Origin of the sequence: Flavobacterium sp., assembly GCF_027490375.1 — a bacterium.
Classification (GTDB): domain Bacteria; phylum Bacteroidota; class Bacteroidia; order Flavobacteriales; family Flavobacteriaceae; genus Flavobacterium.
Genome location: NZ_JAIXYH010000078.1, coordinates 22,960 through 42,321 on the forward strand (window position 1 = coordinate 22,960; position 19,362 = coordinate 42,321).

16 protein-coding genes are annotated in these 19,362 nt (G+C 38.5%); 10 read left to right on the forward strand and 6 right to left on the reverse strand.

Annotated elements, in window-relative coordinates:
- The first annotated feature begins 74 nt into the window (after positions 1-74).
- The 8 genes from Q0064_RS12215 (at position 75) to Q0064_RS12250 (ending at position 9,971) form a co-directional block, all read left to right on the forward strand.
- Positions 75-1,487 (forward strand): AAA family ATPase, encoded by a 1,413-nt coding sequence (locus tag Q0064_RS12215; RefSeq protein WP_298148497.1) that lies wholly within the window; start codon positions 75-77, stop codon positions 1,485-1,487.
- Positions 1,488-1,568: 81 nt separating this feature from the next.
- Positions 1,569-2,150 (forward strand): DUF4142 domain-containing protein, encoded by a 582-nt coding sequence (locus Q0064_RS12220; RefSeq protein WP_298148498.1) that lies wholly within the window; start codon positions 1,569-1,571, stop codon positions 2,148-2,150.
- Between the two features lie 2,024 nt (positions 2,151-4,174).
- Positions 4,175-5,164 (forward strand): serine hydrolase domain-containing protein, encoded by a 990-nt coding sequence (locus Q0064_RS12225; RefSeq protein ID WP_298148499.1) that lies wholly within the window; start codon positions 4,175-4,177, stop codon positions 5,162-5,164.
- Positions 5,165-5,406: 242 nt separating this feature from the next.
- The gene (locus Q0064_RS12230) at positions 5,407-5,817 is read left to right on the forward strand and encodes a cupin domain-containing protein (protein WP_298148500.1); all 411 of its coding nucleotides are present in this window, start codon (positions 5,407-5,409) and stop codon (positions 5,815-5,817) included.
- Positions 5,818-5,823: 6 nt separating this feature from the next.
- Complete coding sequence (locus Q0064_RS12235; protein WP_298148501.1) at positions 5,824-6,375, forward strand: GNAT family N-acetyltransferase; 552 nt, start codon at positions 5,824-5,826, stop codon at positions 6,373-6,375.
- Between the two features lie 71 nt (positions 6,376-6,446).
- Positions 6,447-7,040, forward strand: a complete 594-nt coding sequence (locus tag Q0064_RS12240; protein ID WP_298148502.1) for a CHAP domain-containing protein — start codon at positions 6,447-6,449, stop codon at positions 7,038-7,040.
- A 702-nt stretch (positions 7,041-7,742) separates the two neighbouring features.
- Positions 7,743-9,185: a hypothetical protein gene (locus tag Q0064_RS12245; RefSeq protein ID WP_298148503.1), complete on the forward strand. Its 1,443-nt coding sequence runs from the start codon at positions 7,743-7,745 to the stop codon at positions 9,183-9,185.
- Between the two features lie 87 nt (positions 9,186-9,272).
- Positions 9,273-9,971: a hypothetical protein gene (locus tag Q0064_RS12250; RefSeq protein ID WP_298148504.1), complete on the forward strand. Its 699-nt coding sequence runs from the start codon at positions 9,273-9,275 to the stop codon at positions 9,969-9,971.
- Positions 9,972-10,173: 202 nt separating this feature from the next.
- Here Q0064_RS12250 and Q0064_RS12255 read toward each other — a convergent pair whose 3' ends face one another.
- Genes Q0064_RS12255 through Q0064_RS12265 form a run of 3 tightly spaced genes read right to left on the reverse strand, consistent with a single transcriptional unit; the run spans position 10,174 to position 11,969 of the window.
- A complete protein-coding gene (locus Q0064_RS12255; RefSeq protein ID WP_298148505.1) occupies positions 10,174-10,716 on the reverse strand; it encodes a PIN domain-containing protein in 543 nt (180 codons plus the stop codon).
- Positions 10,703-11,056, reverse strand: coding sequence for an STAS-like domain-containing protein (locus Q0064_RS12260; protein WP_298148506.1), 354 nt, complete (start codon positions 11,054-11,056; stop codon positions 10,703-10,705). Before Q0064_RS12260 ends, Q0064_RS12255 begins: the two co-directional genes overlap by 14 nt.
- Before the next feature lie 31 nt (positions 11,057-11,087).
- Complete coding sequence (locus Q0064_RS12265; protein WP_298148507.1) at positions 11,088-11,969, reverse strand: hypothetical protein; 882 nt, start codon at positions 11,967-11,969, stop codon at positions 11,088-11,090.
- A gap of 659 nt (positions 11,970-12,628) precedes the next feature.
- On the opposite strand from Q0064_RS12265, the gene Q0064_RS12270 reads away from it, so the two are divergent.
- Entirely contained in the window at positions 12,629-12,943 is a 315-nt protein-coding gene (locus Q0064_RS12270; RefSeq protein WP_298148508.1) for a helix-turn-helix transcriptional regulator, read from the forward strand.
- A gap of 246 nt (positions 12,944-13,189) precedes the next feature.
- On the opposite strand, the gene Q0064_RS12275 is transcribed toward Q0064_RS12270, so the two are convergent.
- The 3 genes from Q0064_RS12275 to fahA all read right to left on the reverse strand — a co-directional run bounded on the left by Q0064_RS12275 (position 13,190) and on the right by fahA (position 17,977).
- On the reverse strand, positions 13,190-15,163 hold the full coding sequence (locus tag Q0064_RS12275; RefSeq protein WP_298148509.1) for a KUP/HAK/KT family potassium transporter: 1,974 nt from the start codon (positions 15,161-15,163) through the stop codon (positions 13,190-13,192).
- Between the two features lie 124 nt (positions 15,164-15,287).
- Positions 15,288-16,535: a DEAD/DEAH box helicase gene (locus Q0064_RS12280; protein WP_298148510.1), complete on the reverse strand. Its 1,248-nt coding sequence runs from the start codon at positions 16,533-16,535 to the stop codon at positions 15,288-15,290.
- Positions 16,536-16,693: 158 nt separating this feature from the next.
- The gene (gene fahA, locus Q0064_RS12285; protein ID WP_298148511.1) at positions 16,694-17,977 is read right to left on the reverse strand and encodes a fumarylacetoacetase; all 1,284 of its coding nucleotides are present in this window, start codon (positions 17,975-17,977) and stop codon (positions 16,694-16,696) included.
- Positions 17,978-18,072: 95 nt separating this feature from the next.
- Here fahA and glyA point away from each other — a divergent pair, with 95 nt between their 5' ends.
- Positions 18,073-19,347, forward strand: coding sequence for a serine hydroxymethyltransferase (gene glyA / locus Q0064_RS12290; protein ID WP_298148512.1), 1,275 nt, complete (start codon positions 18,073-18,075; stop codon positions 19,345-19,347).
- Positions 19,348-19,362 lie beyond the last annotated feature (15 nt).

A 19,362-nucleotide genomic window follows, 5' to 3' on the forward strand; every position in this document is an offset into this window, starting at 1 on the left:
GCCCGAGATATTCCGCTATTTTTGGACAGCAATCAACCATCGCTTTTGCAAATTGTTTTCAATTGCCTTCGCCCATGCAAAACAGCTCTATTTTAGCGCAGCGGCTTAAAGCCTTTTTTCCTTTTGAAACAACGCCTTCGCAGCAGGTGTTCTTCGAAACGTTTGCTCAATTTTTGAGTGGCGAATCGCAACAGTCGGCATTTGTGCTTAAAGGTTATGCGGGAACAGGAAAAACAACGCTAATTGCGAGTATCGTTCAGTTTTTTGAATCGATCGACAAAGACGTGGTTTTGATGGCTCCAACCGGACGTGCTGCAAAAGTGATGTCGGGTTATTCTGGAAAAGATGCCGCCACCATTCATCGAAGCATTTATTATCCGAATGTTACCGATGGGCAGTATGCTTTTACACTGATGAAAAACAAATGGCAGCACGCTTTATTTATTATCGATGAGGCGTCTATGCTTTCCGATTCGGGTTCAGAAGCAGTTGGCAACGGTTTGCTCGACGATTTGCTGACGTTTGTGTACAGCGCCGACCATTGTGCCGTGCTTTTTGTTGGCGATACTGCGCAGTTGCCGCCCGTTCACAGCGATTTATCGCCGGCATTAGATCCCGAAAAATTAGCGGTTTATTTTTCTGCTGGAGTTGGAATTACGGAACTTACCGAAGTAATGCGACAAGCAACCGATTCGGGCATTTTGATGAATGCAACCGGTATTCGGAATCTGATTAAGAGCGAAGAACTCAGTACGTTTCAGTTCCAAATTTCTGGATTTCCCGATATTGTACGTTTGCAAGATCCGTACGATATACAAGATGCTTTTGAAAGTGCTTTTAACGAGCGGGAAATCGACGAATCGATTGTTATTGTACGTTCCAACAAACGGGCCAATGCCTACAACAACCAAATTCGGAACCGTATTTTGATGCGCGATCACGAAATTGCTACCGGCGATTTACTCATGGTTGTTAAAAACAATTATTATTGGTTGGCCGACGATGCCAGTAAAGATTTCATTGCAAACGGTGATATTGTTGAAGTACTTGAGATTTTTAAGGAAGAAGAACTTTATGGCAAAAAATTTGCAAGAGTAAAAGTGAAGTTTCTCGACTACCAGCAATCCGACACCTTTGAATGTTTGGTGATGCTCGATACGTTGCAAAGTGAGTCGCCCGCACTAACGCAAGCCGAATTCCGCGATTTTGCTTCTCAAGTTGAAGAAGATTATATTGAGTATAGTCCGAGTACACGTTATAAGAAGATGAAAGAAAATCAGTACTTTAATGCTTTGCAAGTAAAGTTTAGTTACGCCATGACTTGTCATAAAGCCCAAGGCGGACAATGGAGTAGGGTGTTTGTAGAACAGCCGTATCTTCCTGAAGGCGTGTCAATTCCGTATTATCGTTGGTTGTACACGGCAATTACTCGGGCAAAAGAAAAGTTGTACTTGCTAAATTTTTCGGACGAGTATTTTAGTGGGTAGGTTTGAAATCATGTAAAAATCTAATGAAATTTTATAAAGTTTATGAACTATAGAAGAGACATCTTTGTTAAAAGAAAAAACATGAGCCGATCTTTGGTGCAACCAAGAAAAGTGCTGTTGAGTTCATGGCTTTGTATTTCTTTGATCTTATGTTCTTGCAAAAAAACTGATGATCCGGTAGTATTGGCAAAGGAAATCAACGCGGAGAAGTTCCAAAATTCGAAACAGCTTACGGCCGATGCGTCTTTGTTGGTTGAGTGGGCTGCCATTAATTTGGTCGAACTTGAAATGCTGCGTTTAGCTGACCGTCGTTCAGCGAAAACGGAATTACGTGAGAAAGTGGATATGCTGCTGAAAGCGCATCAAAAGCTTAACGACGACATTCACGCTGCTGCAACCGCAGAGGGAATAACGATTCCGAATGCTTTGTCAGACGATGGAAAAGCGCAAATCGAGAAGTTGTACCGCGTAAATGCGTCGAGTTTCGAAGCTACGTTTATTAAAACGCTGCGCGATTCGCATACGCAAACGGTTTTGATTGCGGAGAAACTTGCGGCAAGCACGTCGAAATCTGATTTACAGAAATTGGCGGGTCGTGCTTTACCGGAACTGCAATCGCATTTGGTGGACATCAGGTTAAAAAATGAAGTTTCGCAACGATGATATAAATTTTGTGTTAGGGCGAACGATTAGTAACTGGGGAGCTTTCTTCGGAAAGTGTTGCTAATCAATTTGTTTTAATTGTTTTTGGGGGAAAGACCGGCATTTTGTGTCCGGTCTTTTTTATTTTGGGAAAGGGCTTAATGCTGTCGAGGGCAAGAGTTTTTTTGGGAAGCTAGTCCCGATAGCTACAGGGATTGCTACGATCACTTCTTAATGTTTTTGCCTACACGTAACCACAATTCTTGTGAAGCGTATGACATTCTGTCCGTTATGAGAAGCGTTGTGAAGCATTGTGCTCCATCGGTACCTGAGCGAGTCGCTGTTTTAACCGACAAGTTCGCATAGGAAAAACTTTTCCCCTTAGCCAATCTACGCGAATATCCCAGCGGACCACATAGGCACAGAGTTCACAAAAGGTTTTACTCCAATTCCACAAGAAGGAATTTTTTCATTTCTTTCACTTCCAATAGCTATTGGAATTCACTTCTTTTCCATTTTCTATCCTACTTCGGTTGACCACATAGGCACAGAGTTCACAAAAGGTTTTACTCCAATTCCACAAGAAAGAATTTCTTCACTACCGATTGCTATCGGAATCAATTTTTTCACTTCTTTTCCATTTTTTCCATTTTCTATCTTATTTAGGTTGACCACATAGGCACAGAGTTCACAAAAGGTTTTACTCGAATTTCAAAAGGAAGAATTTCTTCATCTCTTTCAGTTCCTAAAGATATCGCAATTCAGTTCTTTCACTTCCGATAGCTTTCGGAATCAGTTTTTTCACTCCTTTTCCATTTTTTCCATTTTCTATCCTATTTCGGTTGACCACATAGGCACAGAGTTCACAAAAGGTTTTACTCGAATTTCATAAGGAGGAATTTCTTCACTACCGATTGCTATCGGAATCAATTTTTTCACTTCTTTTCCATTTTTTCCATTTTCTATCTTATTTCGGTTGACCACATAGGCACAGAGTTCACAAAAGGTTTTACTCGAATTCCACAAGAAGGAATTTTTTCATTTCTTTCACTTCCGATAGCTATTGGAATTCACTTCTTTTCCATTTTTTCCATTTTTTCAATCTTTTAATCTTTTAATCTTTCAATCTCGAAATCTCGAAATCTCGAAATCTCTTCGAAGCTCTTCCCGTTTTCCGCTGTAGTCCTCGTAAAAGGCGCGGTTTTCATGGGGCTATACCCGGCTTCTTGGGTCGCCGTTTCTAGCCCAATTCAATCGAGCGTCTTTTCCTCCGGGCTGCCGCTGCAACCGGGGCTAGGGCATACGTTACTAACGTTTGGTGGGAAGGTGTATATTTTTAAGAGATAAGAGAAAAAGCAAGTTTTTAATATCACATTTTCGGGACACGCATAAATTAGCTGATTTAACGTTATGTTTTTAAATGATTTACGAGTTTTGTTGAAACTGATAACGGAAGTGTAAATCTCGGGATTAGGCAAGCAGGCCAAAATGTTATTCTCAAATTATCACAATTAGGTTAAATTTACGAATCTTAGATAGAAGAAATGATTGAGAAATTTTTGATGATCTCGTTTTCACTGCTAATAATTTTTCTGTTTTCGTTAGACTTTAATGAAAAATGAACAGACAGAACTTACGAAAAGGTCAAAAATCTTAATAGCACTTGGTACTGGTTTAGAGTGTTTAAAGTTGAAAAAACAAAAGAGAACTATCAAAAGTTTCGAAAAGGATTAGCAAGTTTTGTGATTATTGTAATGGCTTTAGGACTAGTAATGGTATTTGTAAAGGGATAGAAAAACAGCAGTTAACACGCATTTGGAAAAAAAATAGTCTTAGTAGCTAATTAGAGCTTTTTGCAATGAATCAAGTTGAGCGCTTACCGATAATTTTGAACTCTGATTTCCGCGCTTTTGCATATTTTTAGACTGTTAGTAGTAATGGCAACGCAGAATTAAGAAGATAAAAAAAACATGAAAATAAAATTGCATTTACTTGGTCTTTTAATGATTTATACTATTTCTTTTTCGTAGGAAGACAAAGCTGACTTGGCAATAAAAGAAATTATCAAAAAACATAAAATTGTTGGTTTACAACTATCGGTAATTAAAGATAATGTACTTGTAAAATCAAGTCATTATGGATTCGCTAATATTCAAGATTCAATTGCAGTTGATCGAGAAACTGTTTTCAGTCTTAATTCAATTACAAAAGCATTTACCGGAGTTGCAATAATGCAATTGGTTGAAAATGGAAAACTAAACCTTGGACAACCTATTTCAAATTATTTAAATGATCTACCCATTAATTGGCAAAAGATTACGGTAGAACAGTTGGCTACTCATAAATCTGGTCTTCCTGATATTTGGGATTCTCAAGGTAATTTGCTATCCGAAGATGGTGATACTTTGTTCGAAAAAGTCAAAGAATTGCCCTGTGCTTTCGAGCCTGGAAAAAATGTAAGAATATGCTTAATAAATTACATGCTACTTGGGATGCTCATAGAAAAAATTTGCGGACAGTCGTTTGAAGAATTTATTACCCTTAACCAATTTAAAAAAGCCGGAATGAAAAACGCCATGAAAGCAGGACTTGGCGATTTTTACAACATCATAAAGCACTCTGCAAGACCTTATACATATTTTAGAAATAACGTTTTGACTAATGTTTATCAACCAATACCTTCAATTTTATTGCCAGCAGGCGGAGTATATGCGACAGCCGAAGAAATGGCAAAGTGGATAATTGCGCTTCAAACTAATCAATTAATAAACGCTGAAAATCTAAAAATTCTTTTAAAACCTATTGAATTTGAGAATGGAAAACAATTTGAAGAAAATGGATTGCTGGACAGAAGTTCAATTGGATTTTCATTAAGTTCTAGAGCCGAGAATCCAATAATAGCTTTAATGGGTGGTTCCAGAAATGCGGTGTTTATTTATCCTGAGAAAAATATTTCAGTGGTAATTTTGACAAATTTAATGGGATCTCATCCTCAAAATTTTATAGAAGAGATCACTAAATTTTATGTTAACTAGAAACAAAAATTATTGCCAACAGCCGCAGGTTATGGGCTCGAATGTATAAAGTTGGCATATTACTTTCACGATCTGGGAGGAGCGATAAAACTTGTATTTTAGTGGACGTTGAAACCAACCCTTAACCATCCTTGAATTACCTTTCGTTTACAATACGTTTAGAAAAAATAAAATACCTTGGTCGTGTATTCGGCTGGAATTTCAAAGAGTTCTAAAATACATCTTTGATAAAATTACACACTATGGAACACAAGCAAGACGACAACTCGGTACTTTTCCTCAAAAAGAAAGAGGGCAGAGTGTACCATTGCGGCAGTATGACTGCAATTTTTAAAGCCGATGAAAACGAAACGGCTAACAAGTACAGTATTTCCGAATGGTGGTTAGAACCTTATTCTACCGGTCCGGGCGCTCACCAGCACGAGGCTAACGATGAGGTTTTCTGCGGTATTTCAGGCGTTACATCGGTACTGGTTGGCGAGACATGGATAGATGTAGAACCCGGTGATTTTTTGCGCATTCCTGCCAAGACGCAACACGATTTTGCAAATAATACGTCCGAGAAATGTGCCGTACTAAACTTTTTTATTCCGGGCGGATTTGAAAGAAATATGCCCGCTATTGTTAACTGGTTCGAATCAAACCAACCCTAACCCGCTATGAAAATATTTGCTGAAAGCGAACGCCTTATTTTACGAGAATTAGTTCCCGAGGACGTTGAGGGTATGTTTGAACTCGATTCGGATCCGGAAGTGCACAAATTTCTGGGCAATAAACCACTGACATCCAAAGAACAATCTGCAAACGTCATCACTTTTGTTCGGCAACAATACCAAGAGCACGGCATTGGTCGTTGGGCTGTCATCGACAGGGAAACCAATAACTTCATCGGCTGGGCCGGATTAAAATTTGTTACAGAACAAAACAATAATCACCAAAATTATTACGACATAGGCTATAGGCTCATCAGAAAATACTGGTCGAAGGGAATCGCTACCGAAGCAGCTTTTTTAACACTCGACTATGCTTTTAACACCATGAAACTGCAGCAGGTGTACGCAGCTGCCGATGCAAACAATCAGGCATCTATAAAAGTTTTGGAGAAAATTGGCATGCAGTTCGTAGAAACCTACTTCGATGAAGATACGCCATGGAATTGGTATAAAATTGAAAGAACGGATTATACAATTAATAGACAATCAATACGTTAGTTAATTGTTGATGTAACCTTGATTATGTAGTATTTACGTCACGCTGATTCGCTTTATTAAAGTTTCTTTCTATGAAATTAAAGTCTTTAAAATACCTTTTTATCGCTATTATTTTAGTAGTAACTACCGCTTTTTGGTCGTTTAATAAGATCGGTTTTATAACAGGTTTAAAAGTCGGACAAAAGATTGACAGTTTAAATGGAGTTTACGTTTATTACAACGGTTCGGTTGGTAATGTAGTGGGTCGGAATACCACTATCGACGGCTACAATCTTGGATTGAAGTATCAGTGCGTTGAGTTTGTTAAACGCTATTACTATCAACATCTTAAACACAAAATGCCCGATAGCTATGGTCATGCAAAAGATTTTTATGATCGCGCAGTTGCAGATGGCGGAATGAACAAAAAAAGAAATTTAATTCAGTTTACAAATACGAGTAAATCGAAGCCTCAGGTGAACGATCTTCTGATTTTTGATGGAAATGTATTCAACCAATACGGTCATGTGGCAATTATTTCTAAAGTAACAGCTTCACAGATACAAATTGTGCAGCAAAATCTGGGACCAAACGCAAAATCCCGAATCGTCCTCGACCTCAATTATAAAAACGGAAAGTGGACCATTAAGCACGACGAAATTTTGGGTTGGTTGCGAAAAGTTTAGTAGAACAGAATTTTCAATTATTGCTGTCGTCGTAAGAAAATGTTTTAAACAGGTATTTGTGACTAAAATCGATTATTTGCAATGCAGGTTTGCCAAAATATGTTTGTTAACGTTCCCTCAGTCGTCATACAAACTAAGCCGCGGTATCCCCAACACGATTCGGTAATAATTTCGTCGAAATACCCAAAAACAGTATTTCACTTTTAGGTAAAAATTGATAGTACTAGTTTTTAGAAGCTTTTCCGGCTGTTCGCTTTAGTCCGCAAAAAATACGGCACGTTCACTCGGCCTGCGGCGGGCTCCTCGTGTCGCCACCACAGTAGCGGTTCACGTAGCCGTATTTTTCTTGCGGGCTGCCGCTGCCATCCGGGCTAGGGAATACGTTACTAACGTTTGGTGGAAAAATACCTATAAGTAGGTATTTTTGGGAGTTACGAACGGTTTACTTTAGCAAACGAAACCCAAATGCGAATTCTGTTTTTTTGATATGTATTTTTTTGAGATTTTACGAATAAAAACAACTTTGCTGCTAAGAAATACAAAAGTTTTTGTGGTTACTTTTTAGATTGTAAATTTTGAGATATCGCATACAAATTTAACATATTCAAAAAACGAAAGTTTATAAAAGTCTCTCAAACGAATAAAAAATGATTCTTTCGAGTATTTGCGCGTGTTTTCGCGGATAACGTGCTTAGATAAAAGATGAAAACTTTCGTATATTTGGGAGTTAGGTGTAATGCTAAAAACGAAAATACTAATATGACTACAGGAAAAAATTTAAATAAAAATTTAGAGACATTTTTGAGACACATTGACGCTATTAAAGATACGTTGCCAATGACTATGCTCCTTATTCAACCTTACAACAAAAAGGCGAATGATGACTTTATGAAATTTCTTAAAGAAAGTGTTGAAGAAATTGAAGACGACAATGGCAAGAAAAGGCTTTTAGTAAAAGCTGACGAATCTAAAAAGTTTGAAACACTTGAGAGAAATGCTTCTACTTCATCACTTGCAAACAAAATTATTCCAGAAAGCTTGTTTGTTTCTTTAATTTCTCAATATGACGCTTTTTTAACTCGTCTGCTCCGTGCTATATATGAAATTAAGCCAGACGTATTAAATGGCTCTGAAAGGAATCTAACTTTCTCCCAGCTTGTTGAAATGGAGACCATTGAGAATGCAAGGGAATTCATAATAGATAAAGAAATTGATACTGTTTTAAGAAGGAGCCATTCTGAACAATTCGATTATCTCGAAAAACTAATTGGTATTAAACTAAGGGAAAACCTACCTATTTGGCAAACCTTCATAGAAATTACTGAGAGAAGAAATTTACTTGTGCATTGTGATGGTGTTGTATCAAATCAATACGTAAAGAACTGCCAGGAACACAATTGTCAGATAGAAAAAACTGAGGTTGGTGACAGATTAGGCGTTGAGCCTAAATATTTTTCAATTGCTTATAAGTGCCTTTATGAAATTGCTACAAAGTTGACACATACAATTTGGAGAAAACTACTTATTTCAGACTTAAAAGAAGCTGACAGAGAATTAAATGATGTTTGTTTTCATTTAATAAATACAAACTCTTTCGACCTTGCTGACATTCTCCTTGATTTTGGTTGTCACCAAAAAAGACATTTTAATGATTCACTAAAAAACGTATTTATTGTCAACGGCTCTTTATCTAAATATCTACAGGACAGAAAAGACGAAGCAAAACAAATACTTGACAAAAAAGACTGGAGTGCAAGTAGTGACGATTTCAAGTTAGCATACGCGGTTCTGACTGACGACTATGAAAAGGCTTATAAAATAATGAGTAAAATTGGAGATAAAGGAGAAGTTGACAAATCCGATTATAAACAATGGCCTTTATTCAATAAAATTAGGACAGAAGAGAAGTTCAAAGAAACATTCAAGTTTATTTTCAAAGAAGAATATTCTGTAATGGAAACTCCAATGAGACCTCTTCAAGAATTGATAACCAAGGAAATAAAGAAGAACAAAGAACTTAAAGAAAAAACCTTTAAAAAGGTTGAATCAGCGAAAGAACTAAAAGAAAAAGAAAGCACTACACCTAAAACGGGTTTGCCGCAAGTGGGGGTTAAGCGTAAATCGAGAGTTCGTGCTTCTAAATAAAATTGGTGTTTATTGACAGGTTGGTGCTTCTAAATCCCCACCTGCGGCAAGCCAGAAACCGTTACAAGCAACTTAAAACAGACGACAATGCGTACACTAACTGCAATATTTTTACTGACAATTTTGTTTGGTTGCTCTAACAGAAAATCGAAAGAAGACAAAGTGAGTAATAACGACAATCTCGAACATACTAATAATTTTGAAATATCAGCAATTGACGGGAAACTACCATTGCGTTTAAACGAGCTTAATCTTAAAGACAAAAACAATTCAGTTCAATTGAATGACGGAGTTAATTCCAAAATCGAAGAAACGGTTAAAGACTACGCTAAAGACTTTGAATTTTATGACAGCACTCAAACATATAAAGACACTTACATTAACACAATTCGACTATACGACAGTCTATATACAATTTACTTAGTCCTTTTAAAGCATTATCCGACAGATGAAGTTAACAGTAGAGCATTATTCTACGACAATCAAAAGAAAGAATTTGTAGACAACGTTTTTGACTTTAATCTATGGGTCTTATATGACTTTGAGCACGGAAAACTAATACCGACAAAACTAAAAACAGACTTTGAAATCACGACACCTGAAATTGAAATTGTAGACTTCAACAAAGACGGAGTTAATGACTTCAAATTTGTAAGTCTTTGGCATAATGGAACATTTAACGCAATTCACACGACAATTTTAACAGTAAAAAATAACAAGGTTAACACTTTGTATTTTGACGAAAAACCAATTGGAAATGACGAACTACTACAAGAACGAAAATAGAAAAGCAGCTTGTAACAGCCGTTTTGCAAAAGCGGGGGTTTTGTGCTTCTATGAAACATTTGTGCAAGCTTCAACAGCAGTAATTCTATTGAACTTTTTTACTAAAAATCCGCCACATCGTCAATCCTAAAAACGTTAGCCGGTAATGCTGAAACCGACATCTAGGTTCACCTAAACAAACCCAAAAAAATGAAAAAACTGATCAAACTTGAGCCGAGATAATATCGATTTTTGAACTCATTTTTATAAAGTCTTTGTCATTTGTAACAACTTTATATTTATTCATATAAGCTAATTCGGCATAATAAGAATCATTGAAATCAACTAGCTTGAAATTTTCTAGAATAGCTTCTTTATTAATTGCATTAAAATCATCTCCAACGATAACAATATTTGGTAACTTTAAAATCTTATTAACTGCGACAGCTATTATAGAAATTGTCTCCTCATATTTAGCAGTCCCAACAAAGTCTTTTTTAAAATCTTTATTCGATAGTTTTTCTGTAGATATCCATTGATTAAAGTCTCTTCTCAATATGACATTAGCGAACTCGGAAATTACCATTGAAGTAAGAAAAATGGGAGTCGCTTTTTGCAACAATGTTTGAAAGAAATCAGTGTAAATTTTCTGTTCCTTTGCTTGATAATTTGCCATTGTTCCATATAACAAAAGCCAAATATTCGTATCGAAGAAGATTTGATCAGTAAATCCAATCTTATAATCCTTGATGTTAATCGTTGCCATAAATCGCGTCGTTAGAATTTCTCTCAAACGATTCACGATCTGCAAAGTATTCTTTCGCTCGTTGAATTACATCTCTGAACAGTATTCTATCGTCCTTTTCGACATTTTCTAATTTCAAATACTCGTTTAGGAATTGGGGCGTGTATTCCTTTTTGCTATACAAACTACCAATCGCCGCATTTAAAAACGCAGTTATTATGATAGTTATGCCAGCAAAATCCAATTCAACCTTCTCCTTTTTTTGGAGATAAGTGTCAACAAGCTCGAAAACTTTCATGCCACTTTCGGTCGAAACTGCTAATTCTGAATTGATTACGTTTCTGATTATTATGTGTTGCATGGTGTTCTTTGGTTAGGGCAAAGATACAAGATTAAAATATGTTATCAAAACTATCTAATTCTTCAGTGAGGAGGTAATGATTCTTATCATTAAGGTTAAATTTAATGTTCACTATTGTTCCATCAAATATAGAATTAAGCCTCCTTTTGATAACATTTCCATTTTTAAACTCATAGAAACCATCTGAAGAGACTATTTGAATTTTCCCTTTATTGAGTTTGATGAAGTCAAAGATTACAGCAAGGCCCAGACCGCCTGACGTTGTACCTGTTTTTGTGGTATTGCCCTTAACCATGGCCCATTCAATGGCATCCTCTGCAGTTATGTCTCTTCGGAGATAGTTTGATACATTTTGCTTAATGTTGTCTCCCTTATCAACTACTGTAAAGTGTAAAGGCTTATCGGGTTTTCTCGGGAAAAATTGTCCACAAGTATGGATAAAATCGCACTTCCCGTGAGTTCTTGCATTCTCGTATATTTCAAAAATATTCCTAATAATTTCTTTTCCAAGTTTCTCACTGTGTTTTGGAAATTGAGGTTTGCTTAGAAGTTCTTTGTTCAAGTATGTTTGAAAACCAATATCATTATTAGGCATAAATTTCATATATGTTAACACGGTATCATATCTATCGTCAATTTTGTCAAAACCAAATGGAACGAGAAAGGCATTTTTTCTGAGAATAGTCTCAATACCATTATTCATATTAATCACAGACACTTTGTTGCCTTTTGATTCAAGAAGTTCGAAAATAGTACCGATCAATGCGGAAAGATTAGCTTCAAGAAACGTAACTTTTGTAAAATCGAAAATTATTTCGGTTCCCGATAGATGTTTGTAAGTGTTTAACCAAGTGACAATTAAATCGTAACCTTCATACTCACTTTTAATGTCGTTTGGTATATCAATTTTCATGACAAGATTTATTCAGCTAAGATACGAAACACAGCACAAACGGTAACAGCGGTAACCGTTGCAGAACTATCATCTTTCTCCAAAATATAAAAATTCCAAATTAAAACGAGCTCAAATTAGACGTTTTAAAGTACGCTCGTTCGCAAAATAGCGTGTGGTTTTAAAAAGTAACTAAGCCTTAAAACGCCTTTTTTGGAGTCAAAAAACAGTCATTTTGTAAAACCGCAAAGCTTTTCTCGTTTTTGTGATATAACTTTGGCTATTGCCGCTGGTTTTTTGGTTTTGAAGGTCAGATATTTCTTCAAGTTGTAGGTTAAGCTTGCCATGAGCACGTGTTTGTTGACATTTTTAATGCCACGGGTGTTTACCCGCTTCATATTTCTGAAGTTTACCAGCGTTCCCACTCGCGCGAATTTACTTCGTCTGTTAGGTTGGAGCCTCGGGTTTAATTCGTGTTCCCGTGCGTTCGGAAACTTCCCCCAGTAACGTTTATCGCAGCACCGATTGCAATGGAAATTATGGCTTTGCGTGTGCATGTGGAGCTGTTTTTACAGCAGCGATTATCGATAACTTCGTTGGTTTTTTGAAAAGGTAGGTAGTTAAATGTTTCGTTTAAACGATACTTTTATTATTTTTGAAATACTAGACGATTCGACAAAATGAAAACGTACACCTTAGAAGAAGTACAAGATGAACTTATCGGAAAAGTGGGAACAGCAGAAAGAAACTTTTTTGAATACGAACTTCAAATGGATTTAATCGGAAAAGCCATAAAACAAACCCGAAAAGAGCGCAATTTGACTCAAGACGATTTAGGGAAACTTATAGGTGTGCAAAAAGCTCAAATTTCAAGGCTTGAAAACAATGCAAGTAACGTAACAATGGACACTTTGTTGCGTGTTTTTACTGCCCTAAAAGCAAAAGTAAAATTCCAAGTAGAATTAGCCGACCTGAACATAAGTGTTGGGCGATAGTACCCCCGGTAACGCTCCCGCGGCCGTGATGGCAGTGGAAACAAAAATGCAACAAAAGTGTGTGAGAGCGGTTTTGAATAGGCGACCAACGGAAGCCCTATACAAAAGCAGCACGAACCGCTTTTGTGCGTTTTTGTTGCAACGAACAGCGCGAAATGCCGCCCAAATAAAAAACAAAAAAACCGGTTTTCAACATTAGATTGACGACCGGTTTTTGAGTATTAGTTTCAAAACTTGATGAGCTGCTTAGTCGATGCGCTTCATGCAGATTTTCTCCGGCGGATGTAACACCAACGGGAATTTCTCTACTTTCACCGAACTGCTGTCTAAACCAAAACCACCTTCTTCACTTAAACTGAGTTTTTTCAAGAAGAAATACGAATTCATAATCAGTTTTTCGTACCAAAGTAAGTCGCTGTCGTTCGACAAGAATTTCTCGGATAACACAAATTTGAAGTCGCCAATAATGTTGTTGCGGTTTAACGATTCGTAACGGCTGCGGATGTCCACCTCGCCATTTGCCACCATATTTTTCACCACTTCTTTAAACATGATGTTGATTTTAGTAGGCTCACGGAAACCGAGATTGAAGTCGATTCGAATAACGTCGTCGCGTAAAATATGCGTTACTTTATATTCGGTCTTGTAGGGTTCGTTTAAGATATTCACGTGCAAAAACCAATACATATCGGCGCGCTTCGGACGTTTTTCAAAAATGGAGTACACCACTTTTTCTTCGATCTCATCCACACGACTCGCATTGGTCAAATACACTAAATGCGTTGCATATTTTGGAATGGATAAATCGACGCTTAGTTCGCGCAACATTTGACTGTAATCGCCAATTTGTACCATTTTCGTATAGTTCTTACTGATTTTCTTCGCACGGAACCAGATACTCATAATCGCAATCAAAACAATCGCAATAATTAGAGTTACGAAACCACCTTCGGCAAATTTTACCACGTTGGCAGCCAAAAACGAACCTTCAATTATCAGATATAACGTGATCAACGGAACATAGATGTACCACGCTACACGCTTCATAATGAGGTAGTAATTGAGTAGAACGGTGGTCATGATCATACAAAGTACAATAGCCAAACCGTAGGCGTGTTCCATGGCGCTCGACTCTTCGAAGTACAAGACAATGCCGATACAACCAAAAAGCAACAACCAGTTGATGCTTGGGATGTACAATTGTCCTTTTAAATCGGTTGGATATTTAATGCGCACTTTAGGCCAGAAGTTCAGGCGCATGGCTTCGTTGATGAGCGTAAACGATCCGCTGATTAATGCCTGAGAAGCTATAACTGCTGCTAAGGTTGCGATAACAACACCTATGGGTTGAAACCAATCGGGCATAATCATGTAAAACGGATTCGGATTTGAAGTTCCTAAAGAACGTAGCGTACTGCCTTCGTGGTCGATCAGGAACGCCGCTTGTCCGAAATAATTGAGCAATAAAGCTGATTTTACAAAAATCCAACTGATGCGAATGTTTTTTCTTCCGCAGTGTCCCATGTCTGAATACAGCGCTTCAGCACCTGTAGTACAAAGGAATACAAAACCAAGAACGAAGAATCCTTCTGGGTTTATACCTTCCGGAGCAACTAAAATATGATAGGCGTAATACGGATTTATTGCCTTTAAAACGCCCCAGTTGTCTGAAATTTGAATGACACCTAAGGTTGCCAGCATTCCAAACCAGATCATCATTACCGGGCTGAAAAACCGACCAACTAAGCTGGTTCCGAACTGTTGAATGGTGAACAACACGCACAAAATAGCGATAACAATAGGTACCGTATTTATTGTGGGATAGAAATTCTTAACCCCTTCTACCGCAGAGGAAACCGAGATTGGAGGCGTAATAATTCCGTCGGCTAATAAGGCCGATCCGCCAATAATCGCCGGAACTATTAACCATTTGATTTTCGTTCTTTTAACTAGGGCATACAGGGCAAAGATTCCGCCTTCGCCGTGGTTGTCGGCATTTAGCGTTAAAATTACGTATTTCAAGGTGGTTTGAAGGGTTAAAGTCCAAAAAACCAAAGAAATACCGCCCAAAACTAAGTCCTCATTTATCGGATTGTCAAGCCCAACTATGGCTTTCATTACGTAAAGTGGAGAGGTTCCGATATCACCGTAAATAATCCCTAAACTGACGAGAAGCCCGCCAATTGTCCACTTACTGTGGAGATCTTTGCTTGCGCTCATTGCAAAAAATTATCCTGCAAATTTAAGATTTTTTTAGCAACGCGACATCGAATTAGTGTAGTTGTTTTTCGAGTGTTTTACCCACCGACTTCACTTTACGTGGAAATGCAATTTTAAGTAGGGTTTAATACCAGCGCTTCTTGTTTTTTTTGCTGGTTGTCGACTTTCGACTTTTAGAAGTACCTTTTTTTGCTGCATTATCGGCAACTGGTGTTTCTACCCGTTCGGCTCCCACCCAAGGCCACGGATGGTCTTTAATTTCGGTAACCGCTGCACGAGTAAGTTTAATAATGTCTTTCCAGTACGGTTCTTCGTCACGGCCGCAAAAGCTGATAGCAGTTCCTTCTTTTCCGGCACGTCCGGTTCGACCTATTCGGTGTACGTAAGTTTCGGGAATATTCGGTAAATCAAAATTGATGACAAAAGGAAGTGCATCGATATCAATGCCACGTGCGGCAATATCTGTGGCAACCAAAACGCCAACACTTTTGTTTTTGAAAGATTCTAAAACGCGTTGTCGTGCCGACTGCGATTTGTCGCCGTGAATAGCCTCAGCTTCCACACCTTTTTTCTTTAATGAGCGCACAATATTATCTGCTCCGTGCTTTGTTCGACTGAATACCAAAACGTCGCTCAAACCTCGATTCCGAATCAAGTGGTAGAGCAGATTTCGCTTTTCGGTTTTTTCGACAAAATATATTTCTTGATTGATGCGTTCAACTGTCGACGATACCGGATTTACCGTAATGTGCTTTGGTTGATTGAGAAAATCTTCAGCTAAAGCGCGAATTTCCAACGGCATTGTTGCCGAAAAAAGCAGCGTTTGGCGGTTATTTGGCGTAAGCTTCACAATTTTCTTGACGTCGTTAATAAAACCCATGTCGAGCATTTGATCGGCTTCGTCGAGAACTAAAATGTGCAATTGATTTAAATCGATAAATCCTTGTTTTTCCAAATCGAGTAAACGACCCGGAGTAGCTACCAAGACTTCGGTGCCGCGTTTTAGTTGTTCGACTTGTGGAATTTGAGACACACCGCCAAAAATGGTCGTTGTGCGCACGCGTGTGTACTGTCCTAACGATTTGAACGACTCTTCGATTTGGAGTGCTAATTCGCGCGTAGGTGTTACAATTAGCGCGCGAATATTGTTGTGTTTTTTGCCAACACCAGGCATTTTTTGGATGTAATCGATTATGGGAATTGCAAAGGCAGCAGTTTTTCCTGTTCCCGTTTGTGCACAACCTACTAAATCGGTTCCGGCAGCCACAATTGGAATGGCTTGCTGTTGAATAGGAGTAGGTGTTTGAAAGTTTAAATCGGCTAGTGCTCGTTGTATATTTGGAGAAATGTCGAAGTCTGAAAATGTGGTCATAAATTATTTTAAATCGCAGCAAAGCTACAACATAAATAATGGATGCTTTTTTATTTGAATTCTTCGCTGTTAAAGTGTTGTTTTCTAATGCATTAAATTAAAAAATCAGCTTTCGCAGAACGTAAAGCTGATTTTTAAAGAACGTCAATTTAAGGAACTTAGCTTCTTACGAAAGGCGGCAGGAGTTTCGAGGAAACTTCTCCAAATCCGATGCGCACATCGGCATTTTTACAAAAACCTTTCATAATTACCGTGTCGTTGTCGTTGATAAATTTACGTTCGGTTCCATCGTTTAATTTGATCGGATTTTTTCCACCCCAAGTTAATTCCAACATCGATCCGAACGAATCGGGAGTTGGCCCAGAAATGGTACCGCTTCCCATCATATCGCCCGAATTGACGCGGCAACCGTTTGAGGTGTGGTGCGCTAATTGCTGCGACATCGACCAATACATATACTTAAAGTTCGAATGGCAAACCACTGTGCTTTCGGCGTTTTCTGGTTTTATTTCAACGGTTAGATTAATGTCGAATGCGTGCTTTCCTTTTTGTTGCAAGTAGGGCAGAGGAGTAGGGTCTTGTTTTGGCCCTTTTGTTCGAAAAGGTTCTAAGGCGTCCATAGTAACAATCCACGGTGAAATTGAAGTCGCAAAATTCTTTGCCAAAAATGGTCCTAGCGGAACGTATTCCCATTTCTGGATATCACGGGCGCTCCAATCGTTGAGCAAAACCATACCAAAAATGTAATCTTCGGCTTCATGAACTGGAATATTCTCGCCCATAATATTAGCATCTGTCGTGATAAACGCCATTTCTAATTCAAAATCAATAGTGCGACTCGGACCGAAAAGCGGCGTGTTTTCGCCTGCCGGAAGCGTTTGTCCCATGGGTCGATGCACTGGAATTCCGCTTGGTACGATGCTAGAACTTCGTCCGTGATAACCTACCGGAATGTGAAGCCAGTTTGGCAGTAAGGCATTTTCAGGGTCGCGGAACATTTTTCCGACGTTTGTAGCATGCTCGCGACTCGAATAAAAGTCGGTATAATCGCCAATTTGAACCGGCAATTGCATTTCTACATCCGAAATATGGTAGATAACCTGTTCCTTGTCTTCTTCGTTATCGCGCAGTTCCGGATTGTTTTCATCAAAAATGTCGGCAATTCTGTTGCGTACCAATCGCCAAGTCTTTTTTCCGTCGCTGATAAAATCATTGAGCGTATCTTGCATGAACATATCGTCGGTTAACTCGATGCCTGCAAAGTAGTTAAGTGCTTGCAGCGCGCCTAAATCGATGGCGTAATCGCCAATTCGTGTACCGATTGTAATCACATCGTCTTTGGTTAAGAAAACACCAAAAGGAATGTTTTGAATCGGGAAATCGCTTTCTGGAGCAACAGCTAACCAAGATTTTCTATTCGGATTATTTGCAGTAATTGGCATAGATTTTTTATTGAGAAACGTGTTCAAATGTATTATTTCTTACCAATTAAAAAAACCAAATTCGTACTTTTGAGCACAATAAAATTTTAGCTGTTATGCAACAAGATCGTGAGATTTTCGATTTGATTATGGATGAGCAAGACCGTCAGCTACACGGTATCGAATTAATTGCTTCAGAAAACTTTGTAAGCGACCAAGTTATGGAAGCTGCAGGTTCTTGTTTGACCAATAAGTATGCAGAAGGATATCCAGGTAAACGCTATTACGGCGGCTGCGAAGTTGTCGACATCGTCGAGCAAATTGCCATCGATCGTGCAAAAGCTCTGTTCGGTGCTGCGTATGCAAACGTGCAACCACACTCGGGTTCTCAAGCAAACACCGCTGTTTACGCAGCTTGCTTGCAACCGGGCGACAAGATTTTGGGATTCGATTTGTCTCACGGAGGACACTTAACGCACGGTTCGCCAGTAAATTTCTCGGGAAAATTGTACAAGCCCGCCTTTTACGGTGTAGAAGCCGAAACAGGGCAATTCGATTACAATAAAATCGAAGAAATTGCCATGCGCGAACAGCCTAAAATGATCATCGCTGGAGCTTCGGCGTACACGCGTGACATGGATTTTAAACGATTTAGAGAAATAGCCGACGCTTGTGGCGCACTTTTATTGGGCGATATTTCACACCCATCAGGTTTAATTGCCAAAGGATTGTTGAACGACCCGATTCCACATTGTCATATCGTAACCACAACCACGCACAAAACCTTACGTGGTCCGCGTGGAGGTATGATTATGATGGGACAAGATTTTGAAAATCCGTTTGGACTCAAAACACCAAAAGGCGATTTGAAAATGATGTCGAACCTTTTGGATTTAGCTGTATTTCCGGGTAATCAAGGCGGACCGTTAATGCACATCATCGCTGCAAAAGCGGTGGCATTTGGTGAAGCGTTAACCGACGAGTTTTTCCGATACACCTTACAAGTTCAACGCAATGCTAAAGAAATGGCACGTTGTTTTGTAGAAAAAGGATACCACCTTATTTCCGGCGGAACGGATAATCACATGATGCTTATCGATTTACGAAACAAAAACATCACCGGAAAGCAAGCCGAAAACGCATTGGTAAAAGCCGAAATTACCGTGAATAAAAATATGGTTCCGTTTGATGACAAATCGCCGTTCATAACTTCTGGAATTCGAATCGGAACTCCAGCAATTACTACTCGCGGTTTAGTGGAATCGGATATGAGTACTATTGTTGATTTGATCGATCGCGTAATCATGAATCACGAAAATGAAGCTGTTTTGGAAGCTGTCGCAGAAGAAGTGAATGAAATGATGAGCGAAAGAGCCATGTTTGTATTTTAAAGAGAAAATTTATGT